12 protein-coding genes, 1 pseudogene and 1 riboswitch are annotated in these 12,981 nt (G+C 38.3%); of the genes and pseudogenes, 6 read left to right on the top strand and 7 right to left on the bottom strand.

Features of this window, described 5'->3' with window-relative positions:
* From IV81_RS09320 to pfkB, 3 genes and pseudogenes are all read right to left on the bottom strand, one after another.
* Positions 1-106: pseudogene (locus IV81_RS09320) on the bottom strand (tagatose-bisphosphate aldolase); the annotation flags it as partial.
* A gap of 111 nt (positions 107-217) precedes the next feature.
* A complete protein-coding gene (locus tag IV81_RS08545) occupies positions 218-2,125 on the bottom strand; it encodes a fructose-specific PTS transporter subunit EIIC (RefSeq protein ID WP_057804229.1) in 1,908 nt (635 codons plus the stop codon).
* 1 nt (position 2,126) lies between these two features.
* Entirely contained in the window at positions 2,127-3,062 is a 936-nt protein-coding gene (pfkB, locus tag IV81_RS08540; protein WP_057804227.1) for a 1-phosphofructokinase, read from the bottom strand.
* A 123-nt stretch (positions 3,063-3,185) separates the two neighbouring features.
* Between pfkB and IV81_RS08535 the strand changes: the two genes are divergently transcribed.
* The 4 genes from IV81_RS08535 (at position 3,186) to IV81_RS08520 (ending at position 6,621) form a co-directional block, all read left to right on the top strand.
* Complete coding sequence (locus IV81_RS08535) at positions 3,186-3,932, top strand: MurR/RpiR family transcriptional regulator (RefSeq protein WP_057804231.1); 747 nt, start codon at positions 3,186-3,188, stop codon at positions 3,930-3,932.
* A gap of 317 nt (positions 3,933-4,249) precedes the next feature.
* On the top strand, positions 4,250-5,473 hold the full coding sequence (locus tag IV81_RS08530) for a glycosyltransferase family 2 protein (protein ID WP_057804225.1): 1,224 nt from the start codon (positions 4,250-4,252) through the stop codon (positions 5,471-5,473).
* Complete coding sequence (locus IV81_RS08525; protein ID WP_057804223.1) at positions 5,457-5,744, top strand: hypothetical protein; 288 nt, start codon at positions 5,457-5,459, stop codon at positions 5,742-5,744. Before IV81_RS08530 ends, IV81_RS08525 begins: the two co-directional genes overlap by 17 nt.
* A complete protein-coding gene (locus tag IV81_RS08520) occupies positions 5,737-6,621 on the top strand; it encodes a polysaccharide deacetylase family protein (RefSeq protein WP_057804221.1) in 885 nt (294 codons plus the stop codon). Before IV81_RS08525 ends, IV81_RS08520 begins: the two co-directional genes overlap by 8 nt.
* A gap of 109 nt (positions 6,622-6,730) precedes the next feature.
* On the opposite strand, the gene IV81_RS08515 is transcribed toward IV81_RS08520, so the two are convergent.
* Positions 6,731-7,906 carry an MFS transporter gene (locus tag IV81_RS08515; RefSeq protein ID WP_236696857.1) on the bottom strand — a complete coding sequence of 392 codons (1,176 nt, stop codon included), beginning with the start codon at positions 7,904-7,906 and terminating at the stop codon, positions 6,731-6,733.
* A gap of 279 nt (positions 7,907-8,185) precedes the next feature.
* Here IV81_RS08515 and IV81_RS08510 point away from each other — a divergent pair, with 279 nt between their 5' ends.
* The gene (locus IV81_RS08510; protein WP_057804217.1) at positions 8,186-8,431 is read left to right on the top strand and encodes a hypothetical protein; all 246 of its coding nucleotides are present in this window, start codon (positions 8,186-8,188) and stop codon (positions 8,429-8,431) included.
* The gene (locus IV81_RS08505) at positions 8,425-8,763 is read left to right on the top strand and encodes a type II toxin-antitoxin system PemK/MazF family toxin (protein WP_057804215.1); all 339 of its coding nucleotides are present in this window, start codon (positions 8,425-8,427) and stop codon (positions 8,761-8,763) included. The genes IV81_RS08510 and IV81_RS08505 overlap by 7 nt, the downstream gene beginning before the upstream one ends.
* A 151-nt stretch (positions 8,764-8,914) precedes the next feature.
* Here the strand turns inward: IV81_RS08505 and mgtA are convergent, their stop codons facing one another.
* The 3 genes from mgtA to IV81_RS08490 all read right to left on the bottom strand — a co-directional run bounded on the left by mgtA (position 8,915) and on the right by IV81_RS08490 (position 12,907).
* Entirely contained in the window at positions 8,915-11,557 is a 2,643-nt protein-coding gene (gene mgtA, locus IV81_RS08500) for a magnesium-translocating P-type ATPase (RefSeq protein ID WP_236696856.1), read from the bottom strand.
* A gap of 78 nt (positions 11,558-11,635) precedes the next feature.
* A riboswitch (M-box (ykoK) riboswitch) is annotated at positions 11,636-11,769 on the bottom strand.
* A 327-nt stretch (positions 11,770-12,096) separates the two neighbouring features.
* Positions 12,097-12,225, bottom strand: coding sequence for a hypothetical protein (locus tag IV81_RS09610; RefSeq protein ID WP_269083946.1), 129 nt, complete (start codon positions 12,223-12,225; stop codon positions 12,097-12,099).
* Positions 12,226-12,238: 13 nt separating this feature from the next.
* Entirely contained in the window at positions 12,239-12,907 is a 669-nt protein-coding gene (locus IV81_RS08490; RefSeq protein ID WP_057804210.1) for a DUF4867 family protein, read from the bottom strand.
* Positions 12,908-12,981: the final 74 nt, after the last annotated feature.

Below are 12,981 nucleotides of genomic sequence, written 5' to 3'. Positions count from 1 at the left end.
CGCCGATCATCTTTTTCAATGAACCACGTTGGTCAATTGCCAATGCGCTGATTACTCCGTTTTCATCTGATAGTGCTTTGATTCCACGTAATTTACCATTTTCCATGTTAAATATCTCCTCTTATTCTCTTACTGGTTGGTACCACTCAACAATGAATATTCTAACTGGTTGGTACCAGTATGTCAAGCGCTTTCAGGAAGCGTTTTCTGTAACGGGTTACTTATTGAATAGATTCAGTATTTCCAACGGTGTTTGCGCTTTCTTTAATTCGTTAACAAACTCCTCATGCATTAGCAGTTTTGAAGCTGATGATAAGTATGTTAAATGATTTCCATTATCATTTTCTGGAATTAAAAACGAAATAATCGTATCAACCTGTTTCCCATCAAACGTTTTCCATTCAATTGGTTGTTTCAATTTTAAAACGATCATTGCTGAGCGGTTAATGGAGCTGTCTTGCGCATGGGGAATAGCAATTCCCTTTTCCATCCCCGTTGACCCAGCTGCTTCTCTAGCCAAATATTTTTCATAAACTGCATTTGCATCACTACTATACCCATTTGTCAGTGCCAAATCGGCTAAGTAATGCAGAAGCTCATCTCGTGAATTTACGTCCACATCAATTTTGATATTTCCTTCGGTTAAAATATCATCTAGTGCATTTGATGCAGCACCTTGCTCTACTTTATTTTCCATGTCATCATCAACTGGAACACCATCGCTAATAGCTACCTCTTCTTTACGAGCATGGTGTCCATCTGCTACTGAAAGTAGAAAGCCAGATACAAGAGCTCCAATTACGATAAAAATCATCCATAACAGCGGTTTATTCACAAGCGGTAGGACGATAAATCCACCATGTGGAGCCGGAACGCTTATACGCGTCATGTACGTTAGGATTGCCGCAATTGAGGATCCCAACATAAAAATCGGAATATTAATTAACGGATTCTTTGCCGCAAATGGAATTGCTCCCTCCGTAATATGCGTTGATCCTAACAAAAAGTTAACATATCCTGCACTACGTTCATTTTCCGAATATGCTTTTCGATTGAATAATACCGAAAACCCAGTTGCCAATGGTGGTGCAATACATGCGGCTGAAACTCCCGCCATAAAGAAGTAGTTTCCTTGAGCAAGAAGTGCTGTACCGGTCAAATATGCTGCCTTATTAATTGGACCACCCATATCTGAAGCACACATAATTCCAATAATCAGACCCAGTACCAGTGGACTAGAATTCTCCATTCCTTTCAAAAAGGACATCATTCCAGTATTGATATCTTTCATTGGAACCGACATATACCACATTATTGCTCCTGAAATAAACACACCAATCACCGGGAACAGGAAAATTTGCTTTAATCCGTCCAATGATTTTGGAAGCTTTTTAAATAGGTGTTGCAATAACAAAACGGTATAGCCAGCGAGAAATCCACCAACAATTCCACCTAAAAATCCCGTTCCGTTTGTATATGCAATCATCCCCGTTGCAAATCCAACAACCAGTCCTGAACGTTTCCCTATAGCTTCAGCAATGTAAGCACAAAGTACAGGAACCATTAAATTCATCGCAAACCCACCAATAGTGTTCAATAATTGTGCAAAAGAATTAAATTGATCACTTTTAGGATCCGCAGAATTAATACCCCAGAAAAATGAAATTGCGATTAAAACACCTCCGGCTACGACCAGTGGCAGCATATGTGAAACACCATTCATCAAGTACACATAGATATTGTGCCAAAATGAACCGCTTGCTTCCTCGTGATTTTCTTCTTCGCTACGAGATCCATCACTATGATAAACGGGTACTTTATCATGTAAAATACTATTTATTAGTTTGCCTGGCTCTTTCATTCCCTTGGTAACTGATACGTTGATTAATCTTTTACCATCAAATCGATCGATATCAACATCCTTATCAGCCGCAATAATTACACCATCCGCCTCTCTAATTTCCTCTGGAGTAAATGGATTATCGGTTCCGCTCTGACCATGTGTCTCAACTTTAATCGAAACGCCTTGTTTTTTAGCGGCTTGCTCTAACGCTTCTTGTGCCATGTATGTGTGTGCAATTCCTGTTGGACATCCTGTAGCTGCAATAATTTTATATTTTGCCATTTTAATCTCCTCCTTCAATTGTCTTTATACTAATTTGCTTACTTAACTCATCGACATTTGAAAAATCCGTCAGTCCGGCAGTAAAAGCAGTTGAACTTCCTGCGGCAATGCTGTACCTTAAATTTTCTTCTAAAGACTTATTTTTTTGCATTCCTGCAATAAATGTCCCTAACATGGTATCCCCAGAACATGCTGTATTAACAACTTTTCCATGGGGAGCATTTCCCACCAAAATGATATCTTTATTCACAAATAATGCTCCCTTGTCGCCTAGAGATAGCAATACGTTTTGTGCGCCCTTTTTTATTAGCTCTTTACAGCACTTGATCCAATAATCAAGCGTTTGTTTCTGATTTGGTCCAAACCACTTTTTTAACTCCTCATCGTTTGGTTTTAAAAGCTTCGGCTGATATGGTAACGTTCCCAAAACAGCCTCATAATTAGTATCAATAATTAGTTCAAATCCGTTAATCTTAGATTTCTTAGCAATTTCAACCAAAATGTCTGGGTCAATCCCCCTAGAAAAACTTCCAGAAATTACTAATATGTCGTCTTTAGTAAGCGTGTCAATAATTTTTTTAAATTGTTCAACTTGTTTGTCTGTTACTAAAGGTCCGCTATTGACCTCCTTATACTCAACGTTTTCATCCAAAACGCGAGTAAAAACATTTATTCTAGTCGGCTGATCGGTATGTACAAATTCATTTTCAATTCCCTTGTTTCTAAGAGTTTCTTCAATAAAGGTATTTGTAAAACCACCGCCAATCCCAATTGCAGTGTTATTAACATCTAGCATCTTTAAAATAAAGGAAACATTTACACCTTTTCCATTAGCCTGAATATCATAACCATTAGTTCGATTTACTACTTCTGGTTTAAGATGATCGGTTTCAATAAATAAATCAATCGCTGGATTCAATGTACAAGTGTATATCATTTTTCAGCACCTCTTTCTTACACCATTAATTCTATATATCGTAAGAATGAAAATGTTTTCAAAATTCACTTTTTATATGTTATTGTTGAAAAAGAATTTACAATAAAGGTGGTGCCTGTCTTGATCGATAAAAATAAATTAAGTTCTACAGAATCGTTTGCCTGGAAATTCATTCAAGATAATTTAGAAATTATACCAACGCTGTCTATTGTCGAACTTGGAGAAAAGGCAAACGTTTCAACCGCAACGATTGTTCGTACTCTGCGTAAAAAGGGATATCAAGGGTATAGTGACTTTAAGCATGATACAACTGAAGTTCAAGCAAAAAGTGACTTTACAAACCTCGACCGTACAGATAGTGATATTAGGAGCGCCATTCTAAAAAATGAACACGAAGTTACTAATACTATCAAAATGATTCATATTCCAGACATTGAAAGTTCGGTACAACAGATCAAGCGCGCAAAAACAATTTATATCTTTGCGCGCGGATTTTCCGAATTGATTGCCGAAGAATTTTTGGTTAAACTCCAGCTTCTAAACAAAAACTGTCAGCTTAGCGACGATCCTAATATTATTCGAACCTTATCTGCTAGAATTCGTTCAGGCAATCTGGTAATTATTATTTCTCTAAATGGTGAAACTCCTGAACTCGTGGAGGCCGCTGCTAAAGTAAATCAAAATAAAGTTCCCATTATTTTGATAACAACCAACTCCAAAAGTGCAATTGGTGAATTTGCTTCAATCGAACTTTGTGGTTATAAGTCGGAAACAACTTATTTCCCAGCTTTTGAGGTTCATTCGAGGCTACCACTTCAAGTAATATCACGCGTATTATTGGATTCATATGTAATTAGGACTGAAAAATAATACTTCGATCAATAAACTCTTCATAAAACTAATTATGTACAAATCGAATTAAATTGTTCTAAAAAATCAATCATTAGTTTTTATAAACTTTGACTTTATCAGTCGTTAATTGAAAATATAACCATCTTCTTGACTTTTAATACTATTATTTCTACCAATTTTTTTAATGATTCCTTCTAAAATCCAACAAATATTTATATTTTCATAAAATAAGTTATAGTAAGCATAATTGATGACATAAACAAATTTTATTGCTATACTACCCTCATTGAAGTGCATACCCGTTTGAAACCGATTATTTAGAAGGGAGCATTATTATGTTTACCAATCTGATCATTTTATATCCATTAATAATGACAATGTTTTGGATTATTGGATCTATTTTTTATCAGATGCAAACGCATAGAAGATATCCACCTTTTGTTGATGAACAACCCGATGGGGTCAGTATTCTCGTCCCCTGTTTTAATGAACAAGAGCATTTAGAACGCACTTTTGAGTCTTTAGTCACCCAGCAACACAAAAACATTGAAATCATCTTAATCGATGATGCCTCAACCGACCATACCTTAAGCATCATGCATAATTTACGGCAAAAATACCCCCGTTTTAACGTTAAAATCGTCTCGCAACCAGAAAACTTCGGAAAAGCGACCGCAATGAATGCGGGCATTCAGCATGCCCAATTTAACTACGTTCTAGGAATTGATGCCGATTCCATTATTGATTCCAATGCGATCGATCAGCTGGTCTTTTCTCTAAAGCAAAATCCTCAAATGGGCGGTGTCACCGGCCGACCTCAAGTAATTAATCGCGATAAGTTAGTTGAAAAAATGCAATCGATGGAATATACCGCGATTATTGACCTCATTAAACGTTCCCAAACCTTCTTTACTGGCAACATTTTAACAATTTCCGGAGTCATTGCTATGTTTCGCAAGGACGCCGTTCTCTCAATCAACGGCTGGAATCCAAATGTTCAAACCGAGGACATCGATATTACCTGGCGACTCTCGCAGAAGGGCTTTTCGGTCGGCTATAATCCCAAAGCACTTACCTGGATTTTAGTCCCATCGACTTTTAGATCCCTTTTAAAACAGCGTCGACGTTGGGCATACGGCGGGTTACAGATGCTGCTGAGCAATAAAATCCAGCTTCTAAAACCATTTCAAATGAAATCTCTACTACTTTATGAAATGATTTTAAGCATCTTCTGGTCATTCACGACCGTTTTTTCAATCGTTTTCTTTTTTGTTAATATTTATCTCGCGCAAGAATTGCATCTCGATGGAAATATCATTCTTATGGGATTAATTCAATTCTTGGTTGGTTTAAAAATTAATCAAAAAACCTCACAAATTCGTTGGTTTATTTATCTGTACATCCCCCTCTACCTCTTTTACTACTGGACTATTAACTTATACGCATTGATCACGTCCGTATTCAAAATGGTTTACATGCCCGATAACAATGGAAAATGGGTCTCACCTCAACGAATTATTAATAACAAGGAGGTATCTTCTAATGCAGGTGAAAATTAAATATCATACATCACTTGTCGCCAAAATAATTCATCTAACTTTACTAACCGCCCTCTGGAGTTTCATTTTCTTTCTAATCGCACTCAACGTTTTATTTGACTGGGGAATTATTAACGATCATTTGGCTCCCCTATACAATTTGTTTAACATCGAGTTTACGACATCCAATGAGTTAATCTTTAACGTCAGCATCGCCTTATCCTTAATCTTTTTAGTAGCCATCGCACGTTTATCGTTCCTTAATTTTACGGGAGGTAAAAGAGATGCATAGTCTAAAGCGTTTTCTAATTGCAATCGGTTTCACCATATTTCTAGTTTTCTTAGGTATTTCAATCGGAAAAGATGACTTACACAGTAAGCCTGCTAATAACCCTAAATTTGCAATTGCCGCGGTTGAAACTAACAAGAAAAACGGTCTGGCAATTTTAAATTATCATCGAGTTCTCAACGACTCGTTAACACTTCGGACCGTTAAAAAGGTAACTAACAATAACCAACTTCACGATTACAACATCACTACGCAAGAATTTAAAAATCAAATTTTAGAATTAAAAAAGGCTAATATTAAATTTATAACTTTAGCCGAGGCGGAAAATCTAGCCCGTAATCCTGAAAAAATCAAAGGGAAATATGTTGCAATTACTTTTGATGATATGGCTGACAGTGCCTACAAAAACGCCTATCCTGTTCTAAAAAAATATAAAATTCCTTTTTCTAGTTTTATCATTACCAGTCGAACCGACAAGTACGTTGTTGATTCGAAAATGGCTAGTTGGGATCACTTGAGAGAGATGCAGAATAGCGGATTACTGACAATTGGCCTGCATACTCACGATATGCATTATTTAATTAACGACGTTGCCGTGGGGAAAATTGCACGTTTTAATTTAGATTTTAAAAAAGACTACGCCGTTTCCCAGAATAAACTACAAAAACATCTGGGAATTAAAGCCAATTATTTTGCCGCTCCCTACGGTAATATCCACCCCCAAAATGCAAAATTTTTAAATAGCACTCCCGAAGTTACCGCCTACTTCAATCTTTCTCAGGAAATCATCGGTAATAGCGACCATCAAGATTTTGAAGTTAGTCGAATACTAATTAATCGGCGAAACTGGAAACAGATTCAAACATGGATTTCCAACTAAGTTTATGTAAACTCAGTGTAAAAATAGGGAATCATGACAAGTTCAGCATGTCATGGTTCCCTAAGTATTTTTAAAATTTAATTGTATCCTCGATTACAGATATCACTTTCTAAACATCTTCAATTCGCACAATCATTATTGCCATGATTGTTCCCAACATTACCAATCCCATGTAAACCATGTTTTGAGTCATCCCCGTTGGATTGCTTGAAAACGCAATTCCGTAAAGGGTTGGCCCCAGAGCCGAAATGAAATATCCTCCAGCCTGTGCCATCCCAGACAACCGCGCCGTTTGATATGGGTCCGTCGTCTTGATGGCAAACATTGTCATTACAAAAATAAATAGCAGATTCACCGTATAGCCAATCAATAAAATCTCTAGCATCCAAAACCAAGTTGCCGAGGTATTTTGAACAAACAGCATTCCAGCCGCGATTAGCCCAGCGATTCCGCCAGATAAAATTAATACAATTTCACTAACTCGATTTAACTTTGTCAATAATTGCGGCAAGATGATGGATACTGGTAGTCCCATCAAAGAAAAAAGGGCCATAATTATACCAACCATCCCTGGATTAACGTGATGAAACTTCATCAACGGCGGCATCCATGCCGTAATTGTGTACATAATTACCGATTGACAACCGAAAGTAAATAGAAAAGGCCATGCCCGTTTATTCGACCATATTTTAGAACCCTTTTCTTTCCGAATTGGTGCTTCCACACTAGTTTTCATCTCTTCTGGTACCCATTTAATCGTTAAAATCCAGACAACTAGTGCGGCCAATGGAATTCCAACTAAAACTACTAGCATCGACCACCACCCACTAATCGCAATAATCGGGGCAGTAATCAAATTGAAAATTGAGCTACCAAACATCATCGAAAAGGTATACAAGGTTGTATATGTTCCAATTCGTTGTGGAAAATACGCCGAAACAAACGATGGCATAAATACGTTTAAATAGGCAATTGCCGTGCCGATTAAAATCGTCCCCAAAAGGATCGTTGGCATCGTCACTATCAATCGAAATAATGAGCCTAATAATAAAATTATTAAAGTTAACATCAGCGACCGTTTAAAACCCAATCGTTTTAAAACCGTCGATGCAAAATTAGAAAAAAGCATGAACATTACCAATGGTAACGTGGTTAAAATTCCCAAACTTCCCGTTGATGTTCCTAGTTGTCGGGCCAAGTCGCCAATCATCAACGGAATTGTCGTTATCGGCGAACGCATCATCGATCCGATCAAAATCACTGATGCAATCATTCCCACTGTCACCCAGGTCCTCTTTTTTGAATTCAAAATTTAGCCTCTTTTCTCTTTCTACTCAACTTACATTATATCAGCAGCATCGAAAAAAGTTCGATACCCAAAAATTTCCATTGAGCGATTAACTTCATTTGTTGATTCATACCTAAAAGTACCAATTTTAATTGAACAATCTTTATAAGCTAGGCATAAGCATCCTTGACGTCCAGCTATCATCCACCACCCAAATTAATTAAGGGGGTGTTATAATAAATCTGACTATAGCATCTACACGAAGGAGGACTCGCTATGATCGTCAAAAGTGAACTTCAAAACGGACAAATCGTCATTCCGTTACCTAAAAACTTTGAAATTAAATCTGGTACCATTTTTGAAGCCAAGATTAATGAGCATGGCATCATCACGCTCACTCCAACTAACTTCGTCCCCGACACGATGGAAGACCTATTGAAGGACTGGGAAGGCCCCTACCACTATCCAAACGACTTAACAGAATGGGACGGTATTAAACCGGTCGGTGATGAACTATGGTAGAAAAACCAACAACTGGGTCCATTATCTATATCGATTTTGACCCAGCCATTGGCGCCGAAATCGAAAAACGCCGCCCCGCAGTGGTCATCAGCAACGAACTTTTAATGGAAACCACGCGCTTTATTTGGGTAGTCCCTATTTCCCACGGGACATATGATGGTCCGCATTACCCACTGCACGTTGCCTTGGATGGTCGCACTAAAATTGCTGGCACCGCCTATGCTGAACAAATTAAGTCTTTTGATTACACTAAAAGAAGTTGGAAATTCGTCGAACAAATGCCTCAGGATTTATTTGAACAAATTAGGAAAAAGGCCAAACTCGTACTTTAATCTAAATTAAATTTAACATTGAGAAAAAGCTGGTTAACTTCTTAACCCACCGTCATCAACAGCATGTGACTAACACGTTGATATTGATGGCAAAGAAGTTGACCAACTTTTTTAGTTACCTTGGGTTAAAATTTAAAAACGAATACTTCACTTAAAGTAAATCACCGAATCGGCGGACGTATTGATGTTTTATGACGGTCACTAGGCCTAAATATAATCCCATAATAACAATTAATAATGGCCAATAGTTCAGCGGTAACGCGACTAGTCCCAGCCCTTTTCCAAAAGCGGTGTACGGGATAATTGAGCCAACAAATACCGCAAAAGTTGTTACCCCCGTTAAAATCCATGAAGCTCGACTTTGTATAAACGGGATCTTTTCGGTCCGTAAAGCGTGTAGAACAAATGTCTGTGTCCAAAGTGATTCAACAAACCAGCCTGCATTAAATAATTGAACAAATAATTGCTTATCTACTCCATATGCAGATGAATAAAATAGTCCGACAATTTGTGGACAAATCATCCAAAACATCATTAAAAATGTAACAACATCAAAGATTGAACTCGTCGATCCAAAATAAAACATGAATTTTCCGGTCGATTTCGAATCCCACCGTTTAGGTTCAAATAAATATGAGTTATCCATTCGATCCCACGAAATTGACAAGCAAGACAAATCATAAATTAAATTTAGTAACAATAATTGAATTGGTTGCATTGGCAAAAATGGTAGGAATGCACTCGCAATTAAAACCGAAAAAACATTTCCAAAGTTTGAAGAACAGGTGATTTTAATGTATTTCATAATATTGCCAAACGTTTGACGTCCAATCACTACACCCTGTTCTAAAATTCGTAAGTCTTTTTTCAAAAGGATGATCGATGAGGATTCCTTAGCAATGTCTACCGCAGTATCAACCGAAATTCCCACGTCCGCATTTTGCATCGCCAAAGTATCGTTGATTCCGTCCCCTAAGAAGCCGACAACATGACCACAATCGTGAAGCATGCGGACAATTTCTGCTTTCTGATCCGGCGTGATTTTAACAAAAACGTCGTTAGCTTCCACGCACTTCATTTTTTCCTCAGCTTCCATCGCGACAAAATCATCCCCAGCCACAATTTCGTTTGGATTAAATCCAATACTTTGGCACACCGTCTTGGTTACTTGTTCGTTGTCACCGGTTAAAATTTTGACTCGTGTTCCACGCTCATGTAGTGCTGAAATCGCCTCTGCGGCCGATGCCTTGGGTGGGTCCAAAAATACTAAACAACCAATAAAAATCATTTCTGTTTCATCCTTGGTCGTTAATTTTCTTTTCCCGTCTTCGGTGAATTCCCGAATTGCTAGCCCCAAAACGCGCAATCCTTTTTGATTTAAGTTCTCTACCAATTGCTTAAGACGTGCCTGATAGGCATTGGATAGTTCCTGAATTTGTCCATTAACTAAAATTTGATTGGAAACGGAGGTAATTTCTTCCATTGCCCCTTTCGTTACCAGCTTTTTGATACCGTCTTCGTCTTGAACAACCGTACTCATCCGTCTACGGGTGAAGTCAAAAGGAAGTTCATCAACTTTAGTGTATCCCAGACTGTCCACGGCAATTTTTTCCTTTGCCGTTTTAACGATTGCTTTATCCAAAAGATTATCCAGACCTGTTTGATAGAAACTATTTAAATACGCGTATTTTAGAACAGTATCATCGTCATTTCCGTCAATATCGTAATAGTATTTAAGGCTAATATCATCTTGGGTTAGGGTCCCCGTCTTATCCGTACAAAGGATGTCCATACTACCAAAATTCTGAATGGAATTAATATCTTTTACGATTGTGTCCTTCTTTGCCATGCTGACGGCGCCTTTAACCAGATTAGTGGTGACAATTACCGGCAGCATTTCTGGCGTCAAACCAACGGCCGTTGATAAACCAAACATTACCGCATCCAGCCAGTTGCCTTTCGTCAGGCCAGTTATCACAATTACAATCGGTGCCATTACTAGCATGAATCGGATTAGCAACCACGAGGTTTGACTAATCCCTGTATCAAAATCCGTTTTAACTACCTTTTTATCCTTCAGCTTTTCAGAAATACTTCCGAGTTCGGTGTTCGTCCCAGTGGTAATCACCACGCCTAGCGCAGTTCCACTGACAACGTTGCTTCCCATAAAAGCCAGCGTGTCACAGTCTGTAACCGATTCAACGTCGTTACAATTCATGACTGTTTCCGCCCTTTTTTCGACGGGATAGCTTTCACCCGTCAAGGCCGCTTGCGAAATCAGTAAATCACGTGCTTGGACAATTCTTAAATCCGCCGGAACCATATCACCGGCGCTCAATTTAATAATGTCACCTGGCACCACATCCGCTGAATCCATCTTTTCTTGGAAATTTTCCCGAATGATATTGGTTGTCGATTTTACCAAAGAACGCAATTTATCCACCGCATTGCTCGATTTAACCGACTGAATGAGTATCATTATCCCACTAGCAACCACCATCACAACGATGATCAACGTCCCCGTCAGATCCTTGTCACTCGGACTTGCGAGCTGGTAATCTAAAAAGAAAGATATGATTGCTAAACAAGTCAAAACAATCGTGAACGGCGTGACAAACGCCTGAAATAGTTGAACCCACCACGGTTTTTTTGTGTTGCGCTTCAACTCGTTTAAGCCATAAAGCTTCCTTCGCTCAATCGCCTCTGCCTGAGAAATTCCCATCAAGGCGGTCTCGTATTCTCCGAGCACCTCGTCCACGGAAGTATCCGCTATAATTTTGTATTCATTCTTCAAAATTAATCCCCTCTTTTCTATGAAAAGAGGCTCTAAACTGAAAAAAGGACCATGATTAACACGGCCCCGGTGTGTCTGTTCAGCACTACACGGCGTAAAACTGCTGCCAGTTTAGCTACTTGGGAAAATGCCTTCAAATCGACATTTTCTGTCCTATACATTGGCGTTTCACAACGTTTCTGTACAGTAGCCTTTGTCCGTGTAGGAGCCTCTAAATGAATTTTAAATACACATATATTTTTACGCTTTTTATTTTCCTTCATAAACAAACTTATTGATTTCATTATTTTTTCTTTATAATTAGGATGATGACGGGTCGCTAAACCTAGATTCTTACTATGCGAAAATACTAAAAATCAACATAAACTCTGATCAAACAAAAAACTACGGTGAAAAATTTTCGCCGTAGTTTCTATTATTTTTTAATTCCTAAGGTCAGCCTCCTCCTGTTAACCCATCAATCGTCCAAGTCCCCAACCCGGACTTTTCCGCTTGCTACNATCCTCGGTGGCTCCCGACTTTATCCACACTTCTGTTTTTTAAAACGGATCCTTTACCGGAAATTCTTCCAGTTGGCGCTTGATCATTTCACTATGAAGTTGTTCTTCGCGTTCAATTGCTTCTTTTTCTTCTTTTGTGAGCTTATCTTCATCAACTGTACATGCCATTATAAAAACCTCCTTAACGAATCGGTTTCACCTGAATTAATTTGCCTTTTACGCCGGGTAAAATTCCCGCTTGAACCTTATCTTCACGTGATTTATGTGCTAATTGGAATTTATTCTTTTTTACAAGCATTTTATTGTTCGATTCAAATGAACTAGGGAGGGGTTCATTCGTACCGTTTAATACAACCACCAATGCTTTAAAACCAGCTGGATCAACATCAATTGGACTGTAGTGAATCGTGTCACTAAACATTTCAAAAACCGTCCCCTTCGGAACATAAAACAATTGCGTATGTTCCTCAGCATTAAATTCATATCCATGTAAATCACGACGTTTGCCCAAAACCATGATGACATCGGTGAATGTAATGTTCACCTCGCTACCTTGGTGAAATTCAATCGCCGAAAACGCATCGCAATGTCCCGCGCATTGTCCGGCTGAAAGTTCCATGCCACCAAACACATCATGACTTAACTGTTCAATGATCGACATTTTTTCAATTTCTGGATTTTTGGGAACGTACACGTTTTCCGCTGGAATCGGCATGCTATCCATGTATCGATTAATTTCATCCAAATCAAATTCATCATAAACCACGCCATAATCGCGAAATTCATCACTATTAATATTAATAATGTTCAATTCCGGATTAGTGGCTCTAATTTTTTCCAAATTATTCATTTTCAAACCCGATTTCACTTGTTGTTATTTTTCAATCTTTTCAAACCAAGGTGTTGCAGTTACTGCTAACACTT

The sequence above is a fragment of the Pediococcus stilesii genome, assembly GCF_001437075.1.
Classification (GTDB): Bacteria; Bacillota; Bacilli; order Lactobacillales; family Lactobacillaceae; genus Pediococcus; species Pediococcus stilesii.
This window is presented reverse-complemented; position numbering and strand designations above follow the sequence as displayed.

What these genes read in the sequence shown, in the direction of transcription:
- IV81_RS08490 (WP_057804210.1), bottom strand. Translation starts at nt 12,907, where the DNA reads ATGAATAATTTGGAAAAAATTAGAGCCACTAATCCGGAATTGAACATT.
- pfkB (WP_057804227.1), bottom strand. Translation starts at nt 3,062, where the DNA reads ATGATATACACTTGTACATTGAATCCAGCGATTGATTTATTTATTGAA.
- IV81_RS08520 (WP_057804221.1), top strand. Translation starts at nt 5,737, where the DNA reads ATGCATAGTCTAAAGCGTTTTCTAATTGCAATCGGTTTCACCATATTT.
- IV81_RS08510 (WP_057804217.1), top strand. Translation starts at nt 8,186, where the DNA reads ATGATCGTCAAAAGTGAACTTCAAAACGGACAAATCGTCATTCCGTTA.
- IV81_RS08525 (WP_057804223.1), top strand. Translation starts at nt 5,457, where the DNA reads ATGCAGGTGAAAATTAAATATCATACATCACTTGTCGCCAAAATAATT.
- IV81_RS08530 (WP_057804225.1), top strand. Translation starts at nt 4,250, where the DNA reads ATGTTTACCAATCTGATCATTTTATATCCATTAATAATGACAATGTTT.
- IV81_RS08505 (WP_057804215.1), top strand. Translation starts at nt 8,425, where the DNA reads ATGGTAGAAAAACCAACAACTGGGTCCATTATCTATATCGATTTTGAC.
- IV81_RS09610 (WP_269083946.1), bottom strand. Translation starts at nt 12,225, where the DNA reads ATGGCATGTACAGTTGATGAAGATAAGCTCACAAAAGAAGAAAAAGAA.
- IV81_RS08545 (WP_057804229.1), bottom strand. Translation starts at nt 2,125, where the DNA reads ATGGCAAAATATAAAATTATTGCAGCTACAGGATGTCCAACAGGAATT.